Origin of the sequence: Neobacillus notoginsengisoli (assembly GCF_003515685.1) — a bacterium.
In the GTDB taxonomy this organism is placed as follows: domain Bacteria; phylum Bacillota; class Bacilli; order Bacillales; family Cytobacillaceae; genus Bacillus_D; species Bacillus_D notoginsengisoli.
On the sequence record NZ_QWEG01000012.1, the window covers coordinates 60,436 to 75,711 of the forward strand.

Below are 15,276 nucleotides of genomic sequence, written 5' to 3' on the forward strand. Positions count from 1 at the left end.
AATGAAAGATCTCCTATTGATGGGCGTTTTTTCCCTCGTTATGTGGGTTTTTTATAGATTGATGTTAAAAGAACCGATACTCCCCTGGAAAGAGAAAACCTCCACTGATTTTGCAGTATCTAATGTGAAAAGGAAGTCCAAAAAGAAGAAACACGAAGTGGGCATTGAGCAAGAGCCCCAACTCTTTGAAGAACTTTTTGAAGAGGTTAAAGACATTTCCAACCACATGATTCGATTCAATGACAATTCTTTTACTCTTATTGGTGAAGTTGAGCCAGTCAACTATTTTTTAAAAAGTCAGGATGAACAAGAAGCAATAGATACGGTTTTTGAAAGCTGGCTGGCATCAATCAATTACCAGGTACAGTATTATTTCCAAAATAGGTTTATTGATATATCAGAACCAATTGAAAATATGAGGAAAAGCATGAGGGATTCAGAAGATTTAAATGAAGCTGCTTTAAGCTTTGGGGAATCCATGATTAGAGACCTTGTAAACTGGCAAACTCAAGCTCCCCGATATGAAACAAAAAGATACTTAGTATTCACACATAAAATCAATGCCCATGATATCTCAGCTGATTCACCAGAGGAATTGGATGAAAAGGTTATAGAGAAAGCCTTTGCTGAATTAATGAGACGTTTAAACGCTGCTAAATCGCAATTCCGAAAAGCGGAAATGAACGTCACTCTGCTACCAACAGAAGGTATATATGAATTGCTTTATCACACATTTAATCGTAGGAAAGCTGTAAAGCATAGATTTAAAGACATTATCGAACAAGAAAAGAATGCCTTGTATGCAACAGCAGACCAATCTGATGAACGAATAGAAGCAGTAAAGGAGGCAATTGAGGAAAATGAAAGCATTGAAGAAGCTCAAAAAGAAAGAGCAAGTTAAGAAAGAATCTTCTAAAAATAAAAAGAGCCCGGCTGTTGAAGAAGATCCTGAATACCAAATGGATACCAAAGCTAGAATGTGGGATATCATAGCCCCCGAGGGAATAAAAATCAATAGCGAGGATTTCGGTATTATAAAACAATCGCTTGGGACAAAAACCTATTTTCGTCCTATCTATATCCCTCGGGATGGTTACCCCAGGAAAATGCAGACAAATTGGATCTATAATATGACCTCTAGCGGGGAAATAGATGTTCTAGTCGATGTACATAAAGTTGGCAAATCAGATGCAATCCGCACACTGCAAAGACAAATAACTATGCTTCAGTCCAACCTTTCGTTCCAGACAAAACGAGGCAATATTGACCAAGTTAATGATTTGGAATCAAAAATTCGTGATACGGACCAACTTATGTCTGAAATCCAATTTAGTGAAAATGATATGTACAATGTTAGCACACTTGCAACTTTGTATGCCCAAAGCGAAAAGGAACTGGACCGGTATAGTGAGCAGCTGGAAGATGAAATGAGCAGTTCTTTCTTCTCTCTTGTGTCTACATGGGGAAGGGTGAAAAAAGGTTTTAAAAGTGTCCTTCCTTTTGGTAAAAACGTGATTCATGATTCTCTAAGGAACATTGATCGTAGAGCCCTTTCTACTTTTTCTCCATTTATTAGCGGCAGTGGAAGATACATGGGGGGAGTGCCGCTAGGATTGAATAAGATTACGGGTCAATTGGAATTCATTAATAGTTTTGGAAATTCTGATTACCGCCCTGAAAATTATAACATGTTTGTAGTAGGTACTTCGGGAAGCGGAAAGTCAGTTACTTTAAAACTATTAATTGCTCGTGAACTTACAGGGGCAAATATCTATTCAAGATTAATCGATCCAGAGGGGGAATTTGTAAGAATTACAAAACGACTTGGCGGTATAAATCTAAATATCAGTGAGGAAGAGGACATTTGCATTAACCCTCTAGCCATTAACTTTACAGATATACCGCTCGATGAACACGATGAAGAATTAGAACTGTTGGAAGATACCGATGAGCGGGAGATAGTCGATAAGGAAGGAAAAAAATTCATTCGTTTTGTCCCATTAAGAGAGAAAATGAATGACATATTGGATTTCTTCGATATTATCTGTCGGGGGAAAAATGCTGAAGATCGTGGCCTTGATGTATTTGAACGGAATTATCTTGAGGATGCTATTCAGTTTATTTTCAAAGAAAAGCTAGGCTTAACATCACATCCTGATTCATTATTCAGCAATGAAGTTGTTAAAGTCGATAACCAGCTAATTCAATCTAGGGTTAGAAAGCCAGAGCCTACTATATCAGACGTATATGAGTATCTAATTACAAACTTTGAAACTGAACACAAGGCTTTAAGGCTTATTGCGGCCATTCGCCCTTTCTTAAAAGATGGTTCAAAACCAATCTTTGACGGTCAAACAAATTTGGGCAAAGGAGTAACTCAATCACTCCATAATGCTAGGTTAGTAAATTTTAATATTAGTCAAATGGAAGAAGGTTTCCTTCGTCCTATTGCCTACCATGTAATTCTAAATTACTTGTGGGAGCATTTTGTTAAAAATCTTGATAACGCTACTAAAAAGAAATTTGTTTATGCAGATGAGGCGTGGACATTAATCGACTCCGATCAAACTGTTAGTTTCCTAGAAAAAATGGCTCGCCGTTCCCGAAAGAGGAATGCGGGATTAAGACTAGCTTCTCAGGATTTTGTGCGTTTTGTTACTAATGACAAAGCTCGCGGTATTCTTCAAAATACACATTCCTATTTATTCCTAAAGCAAAGTAAGCTGGATCTTAAAGCTATTCAAGAGAATTTTGATTTAAGCGCAGGAGAAATAGATGTTCTATTTGGTAACCCGGATAGAGGAGAAGGTATTTTACGAATTGGAAAAAGTTCAGTTTGGCTCCAGACGAATCCAAGTGAAGAAGAATTCTTCTTTATCGAATCCAACCAGGCGGTTTATGAAGAAAAATTAAAACGTAAACAGCTTCTCCATCAAAGATGAGAACAAGGGGGTGTAGTTAATTGAATGACAAAATTGTTTCTGTATTTGAAGCTTTAATAGCCAAGGTACTCGGTTGGTTCATTGGACCATTTAAAGACTTAGATACATTCGTAGATTTAATTTACGGGAACATTAAGGATGCTAAATATTACGGTATTTTCACCGAAGCTCAGTTTGGTGTGATTGCACAGGGAATGGCTGTAATGCAATCCCTTTCAGTTGGAATTATTCTTATTTCCATCGTTATGGCAGGGATGAGAATAGCTTCGTCAGGGATAAACCCTTCTAACCGGACGTATTCTTTGGAATATTTCAAAGACTTTATAATTGTCGCACTCCTGTTTTTCAATCTAAGTACCATTTTCGAATTAATTTTTACGGTTAACTCAATGTTCGTATCATCGTTTTCCAGTGCCAAGAACATTATAGATGCAGACATAGCTAAGCAAGCAGAGGCTTTCAGTGCACAAGGAGTACTTGGCGGATTAGTAATTGGCTTATGTTTACTTGGTCTTTGGATTTGGGCTAACTTCTATTACATGATGCGAACACTTACGCTGATGATTTTAACAATTATGAGTCCATTAGCAGTTGCTCTGTATCTAATTCCACAAACCAAAGGCATTACAGCTGGATTATTCAAAGAATATACCGGAACTGTTTTTGTACAATCGGTTCACGCTGCACTCTATTGGGTGATCTCATCATTGGCCGGGGCAGAAAATGCTAGTATCGGAAGTATCATAATGTACATGATTTTTATTCCTGTTTCAGAGTCCGTCCGTTCATTGTTAGGGCTCGGGGGACAAATGAATGACCGTTTATCCAAGACGGCCGCAATGTTTGGTGGAGCGGCTTTAATGGGCGTATATGGCTCTATGAAAGGCGCATTAAGCGGACAGTCAGTAGCACAATCATTAAGAGGTGCTGCTGGTCAAGCGACGAAGGGGCTTAAAGGAGGACAAGGTGGAGAAGAAGGCGAAGCAAAAGGACTTCTTTCTGCTGCCGGGACTGATATTGGCTCAACATCTAGAGCTGAAAGAATGCTTAAAGCAGGAGAAATCACCTCGAAAATGGGCAAAGCTGTTTTTGGTGCCGCAGGTGCTTTTGTAGGTTCGCCTATGGGTCCTATGGGTGCTATTGCCGGTTCAACAGCAGGATTTGCAACCGGTGGGGTAGTCGGCGGGGTAGCGGGTCGTGCAGGAATGGCGGGTGCAGAGGCAGTTGGCAACAGACTAAAAGCAGCCGGACTAGCGGGCTCTAAAAAGGCAAAAGGTATTTGGAATGCGGAATCTCAGGCTGATGACAAATTAGCAAATACCCTGGCTGATGAAGAAACCACAAAATGGGCAAGTGCAAATAAAGATGAATTTATGAAGGATGTCAAAGAACGGTTCCCTGACATTACAGAAGCAGCTAAAAACCAGATGTGGGATAAAGAAGTTGCTTCTAAGCATGGGGAGTTTCTAAAGAAAGCTAAAGGTACGGTTGGTCAAATAAAATCTACTAGCGGTCAACATGCCCGGGCCTCAGAATTGGTTGATTCGACAGTAAACAACCTTACAAACGACTGGGCAAATAAAAATAAAGACTCTTTTATGAAAGAGTATGATGCTAACAATCCACTACCGGCTAATCCGTCTGAAGGGGATATTCTAAAACATAATCAAAACAAGCAGGCTGCGTGGAATCAAACAGTTGCTAATAAGAAGGATGCCATAAGTTCTATTGCGTCCGGAGCCGCTTCGAAATTAGGTTTAAATACTCCTTCCGATTTGTCATTTATAAACAAAGATGACTTTGCAAAGGAAGTAGGCAGTCAGGTTGGTTCAGTTGTTGGTATGGGTGCAAGAGAAGGTCAAATGGCTGTTAAAGGGGCAACTAGCGGTGTTAAGACCGCTTCATTATATTCCGGAAAATCAGTGAATACGGATCTTCTTACTCACCAATTGGCTTCTGCTAAAACAAACAGTGCTAAAGATGGTTTTATCAAGGATAGAACGGCCAACCATAATTTATCAGAGCAGCAAGCGGAACAAGAATGGAAGGAAACGAAAGCACCAGAATTATTTAAGAAGAATTATAGCGAATTAGCGGCATCTCCATCGGATGGTGGTATTCCTAAACATATTCCTCTGGATCATAAGATTGCCGGCAATTCTGTAGTAAAAGGAGTTCGTGCAGCTGTAGGAGCTGGAGCTCATGGTCTATATGCTGCTTCAGGAGTAGGTGAAGTAAACAAATTTGTCAGTGATACAAAGCTTGGTCATGGCTTAAAATCTTTTGTAGTTGGTAGAAGAGAGGCTTGGAATAATCGAGATATGAACCAAAGCATAGTAACAGCGGGAGTTGAATCTTTAGGGGCCGGATTTAGTGCCGGTGTAGAAGGATTTAAGGGTCACGTTGCTGATAACGTCATAGGAAAGCAAGCAGGGTTTAAAAATGCCGTTGCTTACACTGCGGGTATTGCCGGTGGAGTTAGAGGATATCAAGCGGGAGCTACTTATGCTGCCGGTAATACTCAAAATACTAAAGCCTTTGGTTTAAAAGGTTTAAATCCATACAACAATGCGGTGAATAACCAAATTGCTGAGATTTCAGAGATTCAGCAAATGGTAGAAACCGTACCAGGACCGGATGGAAAACCAATGATTTCTTCTGGTGCCATCCGTATGGTTACTTCTGCTCAACAAACAGTTTTGCAGGTGAGGGACAAGTCAGGACAAATCCAGACGGTTTCTCGAATTGGTTCCGGAGATTCTAGTTTAAAGAAGGGAGAAACACTGTTCCAAGACGTTTCAATTCAAGATGGACAATTCGCCCCAGTCTCCAATGTTTATTCTGAAGATAGTGGTGGGGGCCGTATTCAGTCCAATCGAACTATCAATGTTAACCCTAATAAGATTGTAGCTAATCGAAATTCAACAAAAAATCCAAGAAGGGTTCAAGAAGTTCAAAGCTATAACCAATTGGTGGATAGTGGACAATATTATTTAAACGATGCCATGAATGAAATGTCTGATATTCAAATGGTAGTAGATCGAAACAGAAGTTACTTGGTTGGTTCAAAGGAAGGTAAACAATATCGGATTTCACCTTATGGGCCGGGTGATGCAAGGCTTCCACAAGGGGATGAAAAGGTAAGAGTATGCGAAGTCAGAAATCGCCAATTGGTAGTTTCCCCTACTGATGATTACACTAGCTCCTTACAACCTAAAGACTTGGTTCCAATGGTACAGCCAAATAAGCGTAGTATTCAGAGAAGGCAGAATGAACAAGCTCGGAATAATTCATTGACTGAATCGTTGAGGTGATATAGACATGTTACCTCTCCAACAACAGAATAATGACAATGACAAATCTGCACTTAGGAAAATAGCTGAACAAAAGGCAAAAAAGCAAGGTGGAAAGCTAGCCAGAAAGCTAGTGAAAAAAGGAGCCAAGCTAGCAGCCAGATTATCTAAAATCCTAGCAAAAAAATTCATTATGGCATTAACCAAGCTTTTAGTTTGGCTTGTCGGTACTGTAGGGCTTCCCGTTATAGGGATTGCCCTCGGTATTCTAGTAGCTATCATCTTAATATCTTTAGCCTGGGCATTCCTTTTTGGGACAGGTGAGGGGCTAACCGGTGAGGATAAAAAAACCCATGAGTACATCGTTCAACAAGCTAATAGTACGGTAAATATGAACAGTTCGATAGAAAGGCCATATCGTGTACCGGAAAAATTAATAGCGGCTACCATCCAGCTTGAAGTATTTTCAAAGAATGATGACATAAAAAAAGTTATCAGTACTATGGCAAACAAATTAAAGCCTTCATTTGATTATGGGAGTTATGATGAGTGGAAAGAAAAACAGGTAACAGTTTGTGAGGATGGTAAATGTAAGGCAGGAAATGTTGTTCGAACAAAAAACATGGTTTCTAAATTAGATTTTGTTGAGTACTGGAATGGTTCAACTATTTTTACCTATACTCCACATGTATCTGATTGGGTTACCAAAACTGTAATTACTTATAAAACGATTCAGGTACCCGTACAAAAAATAGTCGTTATAGATGAAGAAGTTACAACTAAAAGGGAAATTTGCGAGCAAGTTCTTGTTCCAGGAGAACCCCGAATTATATGGATAAATGAAGATATTTTTCGTGTAATTCCAGGGATAGATACTTATAAGGAAGTATGTCGAACTGTTACTGAAAAATCAACCGTACCAAAAAAAGTGCCCACAACTGTTTGGGAAGAACAAAAAATTGAGATCAAGACGATTACAAAAACTCGTCATCAATATTTTACTTCTCAAAAAACACAAAACACTGACTACTCCAAACTGGATGCGATTCTAAATTCGTATTCATTAAGCATCAACGATAAAAAGTTGGTGGAAGCTAATTATTTATTCCTTGGTGGAACTATTAACTATACTGAATGGCTTCAGACAACAGGGGGAGGTTTTGTAGTTGGTGGTGGATTTTTTGACGGAAACATTATCCCTGGCGGGGGGGTTCCTCCACAATTTATGCCTTATTATCGCTCTGCAGAAAAGAAATACGGAGTAGATTGGTATGTCTTAGCGGCTATCCATTTTGTAGAGACCGGCTTTTCTACCCATCCTACAATGATTTCTTCAGCTGGAGCTGTAGGACACGTGCAATTTATGCCTGCAACGTGGGTAGGATGGAAATATAACATCGGGGGAGGGCTTGTATCTCCAAGTACTGACATAACAAGCATTCCGGTAATTGCAGCCGGTAGAGGTTATGGAAGGGATGCTAACGGTGATGGAAAAGCTGATCCATGGGATATAGAAGATGCAATTCATACCGCAGCATACTATTTGGCCAGTAATAAATATTCAAGTGATCCCCGCGGTGCAATTTGGCATTATAACCATGCTGAATGGTATGTAAATAAGGTTCTTTCTAATGCAGATAGATTCAAGAACGCGGCTGTTTACGAAGGTGGAGGGGATATCCCTCAATTAAAGCCAGGAAGCTTTATGAGGCCAGCTGTAGGGCCCGTTTCTTCCCCTTACGGATATAGGTGGGGCAGTATGCACTATGGTATTGATATTGCTTCAGGCGGTAAATCAAACGTACCAATTGTGGCAGCTGCTGATGGAGTTGTTCATCGCTCCTATTATTCTACCAGTTATGGAAACGTAGTTTATATTAAGCATAAAATTGGCGGAAAAGACTATGAAACTATATACGCTCATATGACAAACAGAGCTGTAGCAGCAGGAGCACAGGTTAAACAGGGGCAATTCCTCGGTTATATGGGAACAACCGGTAAATCAACAGGAGTCCATTTGCATTTTGAGATCCATTCCCCAAGTTGGAATGCCGCAAAATCAGCCGCTATTAATCCCGCGTTATTAGTACAGTTTTAACTAAAAAAATTAAGCGTAAAGTGAAAGATTGGGCGTAATAGTCAAAAAAACATCCGTACTAATTGAATAAAAACAGAGGGGGATGTCCCCCTCTAAATTATAGGAGGGTACAATGAAAAAATATATATTTCTATCCTTACTCCTTTGTTTTACACTCGTAATGACAGGTTGCTCATCTAAAGGAAAAACCGCTTCCGGAAAACTAAAGGTGACTGAGGAAAATAAGTCTTATCTTGATATTTATGAAAAGTCGCTTCAAGGGTACGTACTGGAAATGAATGCAATCCTAAAGACATTCAATAACTCTGTGGATGGACTATATACCCAACAATACAGCAGGGAGCAATTCAAAACCGCAATTAAAGGAACCATTGAAAAGTCGAATGCCTTAGTTACAGAAATAGAATCTGTGGACGTAAAGCCTGAGCTTTTTGAGGCTAATCAAAGTCTTATCGCTATGGTAAACCGTTCTCACCAGTTGTTGTTAAATGCCATTGATATGGCTAATAAAGAAGATACTGATATAGATAAAGACTATCTGCGTAGCGAATATATGGATATAAAAATTCAACAGGCTGAAATCGCTAACCAATGGAAGATACTTAGAGAGGAATTAGAGATTGCCGAGCAAGGAGCAAATCAATAATGAGCACTCGAATGTTTTTAGCCGGGGCTGTCATCATAGTATTGGTGATGGTTGGCTATATAGTATTCGGTCCGGAATTGGGAAAGCAGGAACTGGCAATAGCGGAAACCAAACAAGAAGTGTTAAATGAAATAAAGAGTTCCAAAGATTATGCTGAAAAGACTGCCGGCTGGATGGGCATTGAAGGTGCGGAGACGGATATAGGTTACTTCAATCCTCCAGAGGAAAAGGAATCAAAGGATGCTAGACTCGATGTTCTCAAGTACTTTATAACCGGTTTACTTGCTAATGATATGGATATTTTTTTATCTAGCTTCAATCCTGAAACAATATCAAAAGATTTATTTCAAAGTGAAATTAGCGATAAAACAGAAGTAGCTAAGGAAATGATGAACCGGATCTCCAGAAATGGCCAAATTACAGATGTAAATTATAGAGTGGAAAAAGGTTCATTAAAAACAAATGAAAGGAATAAGCTTTCCGTTACATTCACATATTCAGACAAGAAAAAAGCCAAAATAAAACTCGATATCATTCCTTTTAGTGATGCTCACCATGATGATAAAGAAAGTATCTTTGTAATCACAACATCAACCTGGGATTTGATAAAAGATATTGAAAAAAGCACCAACTAAAAGTTGAGTGCTTTTTTACTATATATTGAGCCGATTTGCGAATTAGCTTTCCTCGTATTCTCTTTTTATTTGTTTTTCCATTCTCAACATTTCCGCTTCTTTCGCTTCTTCAATGAGCCAATTAATTCGTTCTTTCCAATCACCAAATTTCTCGTTATTACTTGCGTTAGCAATGTCTTTAATAATTGCATCAAGTTTGTGCATTCAGGCAATCTCCTTTGATCCTATAATTTTGTAATTCCGCAAACCAAGAATACTGTTAAATGCTTAATAGCTTACATATTTAGACGGACATATTGCTTAGCCTTTCTCCAGGAACCAAAGCAATTAAAAAATGTTGAGCTTGTTGGTAATTTGTTTTCGGAGGCATACTTATCCCAAGAAGACATACTTGATGATAAAAATATTTCTTCATGTTTTAAGGCGATCTGTAATAAATCTTTTTGAGTAAATTTAATTTTCTTCCTCTTTCCAACTATCTTTAATATTTCGTCATAACTAAAGTGTTTCTTTATTGTTTTATAGGTAGGAAGCTGATTTTCCTTAGCGTAAATATCCCACTGCTGTCTATTTATATACTGAGCTGCATGTTCTTTTAATATTTTTTTAATTTGTTCCTCGCTATATAAATCTCTTTTTCTTTTTTCATTTCCAATGCCTATATAATTCTTTACATCAGTCCACTTACCGAAAGCCTTTATAAAAGTCGCAGAAGCTGGCAGACCATTTTCTTTAGAATACTTATCCCAGGTTCTTTTATTTACCATGTGCTTTTTATGAGTAGTTGCAATTTCTTTTAGTTCATCTAAAGAATAAGAAGATTTCTGTCCTGATAATCCAAAAGCTTTTTTAGTGTCATTCCAGGAACCAAAAATATAAATTAGATTAGAAGAAGAGGGGAGGTTATGCTGACTAGCATAAGCATCCCACTCCCTTACTGTTGTAAGTTTATCCTTATGTTGTTGGATAAGTCCTTTCATTTCGTACAATTCATTTAACTCCCTCTAATTAACATGATAGGTTTTAGAATCCCACATCATTTTCACAATATCTTCATTGGAGGCATCCATTGTCTTTATTGCACTTACCCCTTTATCAAATTCCTCTTTTTCAATAGAGTTGGAAATAGTTCTTGATATTTTTTCCTTCCTCTTAAAATAAGAATCGATTTCCTGATTCATATAGACTTTATAGGCTTTAGATTGAGCAATCCACTTAAACATTGCATTTATTTCTTCGCTTTTTGGCTTTAGAAAATAAGCAATCCGATCACTAGAAATATCAATCTTAGTCCTTTCAGAAGCCAAAAAGTCAGTTTCAAGTTTCTCATTAAATCCTTGGTGCTCATAGTAAACATTAATTAGAGGTGATTTATCAATACTGTGATTTTTTTTACTATTGCTGTCTATTTTCAACTTAATGGCAGGATGGGTTATCCAGTAGCGGGGTCTTGGAAGAATTGCAAATACTTCCTGTTCTTTAGTTACCGCTACTAAAAAGTGATAATCACCTAAAGTAGGAAGTCGATTTAGCCAGTTCTTTGCCTCATCGTAGGTTAGCAATTCGCTAGATTCCTTAACTATTTCTAATACAGGCCTTTTACTCTCTAGCGCTAATCTTTTTCTCTCTTCCCTTACAGCCTTCGGAGTCCTGAAATGGTCAAAGAAGAAATAAATCATAAAGAATGGAGCGGTAATAACTGTTAAGATTGTTAATGCAATTTTAAATATAATTTCGTTAGAAAAAATCATGGCACATACTATGACAACTACAAGTAAGACAAAAATAATGACAGCTAAAAGAATACTAGCCTTAAAAGCTATCATAAAAAGGGCATATCCGGTTAAATAACCTTCTCCCTCATAAATAAGCCCATGTTTGTCTAAAAAACCTACTAGTCCAATTGCTTCTAAAACCGGCAAAATATTATGCCATTGAAAAACGATCCCCAGAGCAATTACTATTCCTAACAATCCGGCAAGCCCAGTTTGTCTACCTCTATGATATTGCAACACTCCATTAGCAATGCTTAGAATTGTATTCATTAATTTCACCGCCGTTTTTATAATGTTAATACCAAATACTACACTAATCTATAGTATCATTATATTACCTTCTGTTGGTAAAGTCAACAGATTTTGGATAATAAAACCTAGCTAAAACCCTCTTATTTCAAGGTTTTGGGCGCTTTTCCACTAACCCTCTAAGGCTGTACTCTAGGGATTTTGGTAGCATGATATAGAGGTGGTATTATGTTCGTTTCTCCTATGCTTCTACACAAATTCACCCCGCCATTTAGCGATTTCCCATGGGAAGAGGATCAATATATTTCAGAACTGAAATTGGATGGAATACGGATATTGGTTTCCAAATTTGATGACAAGATAAAAGTCTATACTCGACACCATAACGAGGTCACTTCTATTTTTCCAGAATTACAGTCATTAAAAATTCCAAATGGAACTATTGTGGATGGGGAAATTGTGGTAACGGATGATTCAGGGAAACCAGTATTCGAGGAAGTTATGAGTCGCTTCCTAGCAGGCAAGAACGGCCATCAGAGGGTGCAATACTGTATATTCGATATAATCTACTATAAAGGTCAGAAAATCACTTCTAAGCCGCTTGTTGAGAGGAAAGAGATATTAGAGTCCATCATCATTCCAAATGACACTGTAACCCTTGTCCAGTGGTCGTATGGTAGCGGAGAGGTTCTCTATAACTTAACGAAGGAACAGGGTCTAGAGGGAGTAGTATTTAAACGGGTTAACTCAATATACAAGATTAACAAGAGAAGTCATGACTGGTTGAAGGCTGTCCATTATTCATTTGCAGTGGTCCATGTTATGGGCTTGCGTAAGGATAAATTCGGCTTGTTATTGGGATTAAAGGACAATGGTAAACTTCGCCCAGCTGGGGTTATGGAATTTATGACACCGTCTGCCAGGAAACAGTTTTATCTCATGCAAAAGGATCTAGTCGTAAATGAAAACAATAAATTCATTTATCTTGAACCGAAAATAAAACTATTCGTTAAATTTCGCAATTTCACAAAGGATGGAAAATTACGCATTCCTTCATTTGTAGAATTTGTCTCTTAGGCTTATCTATCATGGGATAAGCCTTTTTCAATATCAACTATATTTTTCACATCCAATCAATAGGGTATACTTTAATGGAATATCTTTAGAAAGGTAGCTGCTAAGATGGTGGATTTATTACCCGAGGAAGATAAAGACATAGCCTTTAACTATATAATCATGAATTTGCTTATTTTAGCACTCGATAGAGATATTGAGGCTATTAGAAACTCAAAACTTAAACTTAAAGAGCAGCATGTTCTTTTAATGGAGAGGGTAAGGGATCTGGCTATTAAAGATTCCTCAAAAATAAAAAAAGAAACATTTAGAAGGGGAATTAAGGTTTTTGATAAAGAAATTGTAAATGAGGATTTTGTGAGATATCCATATACCATCCGGGGATATGAATCGGAATTCAGGTGTTTGGTATATGCTTTAAAAACACATACGTTAAAAAAACTAAATTACTATTATAATTTAGTTGTGCCTAACCAGGATAGGACATAGCCCCCTATCCTTTCTTTTTGTTAAAATAAGTGTACGGTACACTTTTAGGAGGGGTGATGGTGGCGATTAACGGTACGGATAGTAAAAGTATTATTATAATGGATGCCCTTAATACAGGCGTAAAGGTGAAGGAAGTTCCTAAGCTGTATGGAATATCCCTTGATCAAGCTAAAAGGTTATCGCGTCTTTTAAACCTGTTTAATCAGTCATTGGGGAAGATTAGCCTGGAAGCCCATGAAAAGCTAAAACAATTAGGCACCAAAGCTTTAGTCCTTTACCCACTAACGAAACAAAAAGACTGGGATGGACTTAATGATATTCTCTATTCCATTTCTCCCAACATCACGAGAGATGAACTCACACTCCTTGTACCCGCTTTAATGCAAAAAAGAGAAACCATTCAATCATTTGAAAAAGAAGTTGACCGTAATTTAGCTTACTTAGAAAAAAAGAATGAAATGCTATTACAGCAGCAGGAAGAATTAGACTTTCTCCAATCAAAAATTCAGAAACAGGTACAATTCCTTCAAAAATACGACAAACTAGTTAGGCTCTTCTTGTTAGAACATTTGGGGCTAACAAAAGATGGTCAGTTGTGTTTATCAAAAAGACTCGATTATAGATGGCAAAAAAACCTACAACGAAAGGAAATCATCGTATTTAATAAACCCCCTCATGATTACTACCCACATAATTTTGATTGGATGGAAAAACATCAAGATTCCGCTTATACCTATTTAGTTAAGAATTTAGATGCCATGGCAGAGGAACTTCCTTATAGATGGAAAAGAGGATGGGATTGCGCCTGGAATTATGAAAAAGAAAGGAAGAGAGCTCAAAATACCGATTTTGTTTATTGGGATATTCCCGAAGATCCTTCATATAAAAATGTACAGGAATTAGCAAAAGATTTAAAAGGAGAAATTAATCAAGTCATAGAATCAATAATGGAGATAGAATCAGAAAAACAGGCAATTAAATTAGAAATTGAGGCACTCCGAAAAGAAACACCGAAAACGTTTTTAGACAAAGTTGCAGTTTCGAATAAATTATCCGAACGAGAATTAAAACGTCATGGCCAATTACAAGATATAGCTCTTAAATGGCTTTATAATAAGGGGTTTGCTGCCGTTCCGGAATTTACTTTAGATAATGGGAAACGAATAGATGTGCTCGGTTATAATGAAGATGGCCATGTAATTGCGATTGAAGTAAAAGCTTCCAGGAATGATTATATTTCCGATCACAAGTGGGCTGACTACCTAAAATATTGTGATGAATTCTATTTTCTTTTAGATAATCCTATATGGTTTAGAAATAGTGGGGCCGGCTTACTTAAATTAAAAGGAAAAGGCTTGGTTATAGAAAATCCATGTACACTCGATTGTAAAGCAGAACAAAAAGAGAAACTAATTTATGAAGCAGCGCGACGCTTATCCAGAACGCTTATATTCGGTTAATAGTAAAATTCTCTAAACTAGGGGGAAAATAATATGTTGGATGGATACAGCTTTCATAAGGGCAGAATAGTCAGTGATGGTAAAGACGTATCAATTTTTCAACTAAATAAGCAAGAAGTGACAAGTCTACAATTTGATAGGCTGTTAAAGGAAATTAAAAGTGTTGAAAATAATTCGACTAAAGGCTTTTCTTCAATTGCTTTAACTATAGATGGATACAATGATGTGGTAGAAGAATTATATGAGCTTCCTCATGTAAGAAGATACTTTAATCGGTTAATAAAAAAATTACCCCATTTCCTTTACTATGTGAACCCTTTTACCCGAATGCCTCCGCAAATAATAGGCGCTTTATCAGATTATACGAAAGTCGCATTCGGGGTCCTAGAAACTCCAGCTGCCGTCTTGAAAAGGGATGGGAATTTAGACAACGTAGGAAAACATTCTGTTAGTTTCAGTTTACCTCCAGATATTGGCTATAAAATGATTGATGCTATAGTTGCTCATGCAGATAAGGTTGAATTTAAGGATAAAGATAATGAATTGCCAATTTTATTAAGATTAATTGAACAATCAATTCCTAAGAAGGATCACCGTTGAACACCTAATTTAGTG

Annotated in this window: 13 protein-coding genes; 10 read left to right on the forward strand and 3 right to left on the reverse strand. The window is 37.5% G+C overall.

Annotated elements, in window-relative coordinates; genetic code table 11:
* Position 1: 1 nt before the first annotated feature.
* The 6 genes from D1B31_RS18035 to D1B31_RS18060 all read left to right on the forward strand — a co-directional run bounded on the left by D1B31_RS18035 (position 2) and on the right by D1B31_RS18060 (position 9,614).
* Entirely contained in the window at positions 2-901 is a 900-nt protein-coding gene (locus D1B31_RS18035) for a hypothetical protein (protein ID WP_118923018.1), read from the forward strand.
* Positions 861-2,942 (forward strand): VirB4 family type IV secretion system protein, encoded by a 2,082-nt coding sequence (locus D1B31_RS18040; RefSeq protein WP_118923020.1) that lies wholly within the window; start codon positions 861-863, stop codon positions 2,940-2,942. Before D1B31_RS18035 ends, D1B31_RS18040 begins: the two co-directional genes overlap by 41 nt.
* A gap of 20 nt (positions 2,943-2,962) precedes the next feature.
* Positions 2,963-6,256, forward strand: a complete 3,294-nt coding sequence (locus D1B31_RS18045) for a hypothetical protein (protein WP_118923022.1) — start codon at positions 2,963-2,965, stop codon at positions 6,254-6,256.
* Between the two features lie 7 nt (positions 6,257-6,263).
* On the forward strand, positions 6,264-8,333 hold the full coding sequence (locus D1B31_RS18050) for a peptidoglycan DD-metalloendopeptidase family protein (protein WP_118923024.1): 2,070 nt from the start codon (positions 6,264-6,266) through the stop codon (positions 8,331-8,333).
* 112 nt (positions 8,334-8,445) lie between these two features.
* Positions 8,446-8,979: a hypothetical protein gene (locus D1B31_RS18055; protein WP_118923026.1), complete on the forward strand. Its 534-nt coding sequence runs from the start codon at positions 8,446-8,448 to the stop codon at positions 8,977-8,979.
* Positions 8,980-9,026: 47 nt separating this feature from the next.
* Positions 9,027-9,614 carry a hypothetical protein gene (locus D1B31_RS18060; RefSeq protein ID WP_158587591.1) on the forward strand — a complete coding sequence of 196 codons (588 nt, stop codon included), beginning with the start codon at positions 9,027-9,029 and terminating at the stop codon, positions 9,612-9,614.
* 42 nt (positions 9,615-9,656) lie between these two features.
* Here the strand turns inward: D1B31_RS18060 and D1B31_RS24395 are convergent, their stop codons facing one another.
* From D1B31_RS24395 to D1B31_RS18070, 3 genes are all read right to left on the reverse strand, one after another.
* Positions 9,657-9,818, reverse strand: coding sequence for a hypothetical protein (locus D1B31_RS24395; RefSeq protein WP_158587592.1), 162 nt, complete (start codon positions 9,816-9,818; stop codon positions 9,657-9,659).
* A 71-nt stretch (positions 9,819-9,889) separates the two neighbouring features.
* Complete coding sequence (locus tag D1B31_RS18065; RefSeq protein ID WP_118923030.1) at positions 9,890-10,603, reverse strand: hypothetical protein; 714 nt, start codon at positions 10,601-10,603, stop codon at positions 9,890-9,892.
* A gap of 15 nt (positions 10,604-10,618) precedes the next feature.
* A complete protein-coding gene (locus D1B31_RS18070) occupies positions 10,619-11,659 on the reverse strand; it encodes a hypothetical protein (protein ID WP_118923032.1) in 1,041 nt (346 codons plus the stop codon).
* 222 nt (positions 11,660-11,881) lie between these two features.
* On the opposite strand from D1B31_RS18070, the gene D1B31_RS18075 reads away from it, so the two are divergent.
* The 4 genes from D1B31_RS18075 (at position 11,882) to D1B31_RS18090 (ending at position 15,261) form a co-directional block, all read left to right on the forward strand.
* Positions 11,882-12,715 (forward strand): ATP-dependent DNA ligase, encoded by an 834-nt coding sequence (locus D1B31_RS18075; RefSeq protein WP_240035331.1) that lies wholly within the window; start codon positions 11,882-11,884, stop codon positions 12,713-12,715.
* Between the two features lie 105 nt (positions 12,716-12,820).
* Complete coding sequence (locus D1B31_RS18080; RefSeq protein ID WP_118923036.1) at positions 12,821-13,201, forward strand: YhjD family protein; 381 nt, start codon at positions 12,821-12,823, stop codon at positions 13,199-13,201.
* A 56-nt stretch (positions 13,202-13,257) separates the two neighbouring features.
* The gene (locus D1B31_RS18085; protein WP_118923038.1) at positions 13,258-14,661 is read left to right on the forward strand and encodes an MmcB family DNA repair protein; all 1,404 of its coding nucleotides are present in this window, start codon (positions 13,258-13,260) and stop codon (positions 14,659-14,661) included.
* 33 nt (positions 14,662-14,694) lie between these two features.
* Positions 14,695-15,261: a hypothetical protein gene (locus tag D1B31_RS18090; protein WP_118923040.1), complete on the forward strand. Its 567-nt coding sequence runs from the start codon at positions 14,695-14,697 to the stop codon at positions 15,259-15,261.
* Positions 15,262-15,276: the final 15 nt, after the last annotated feature.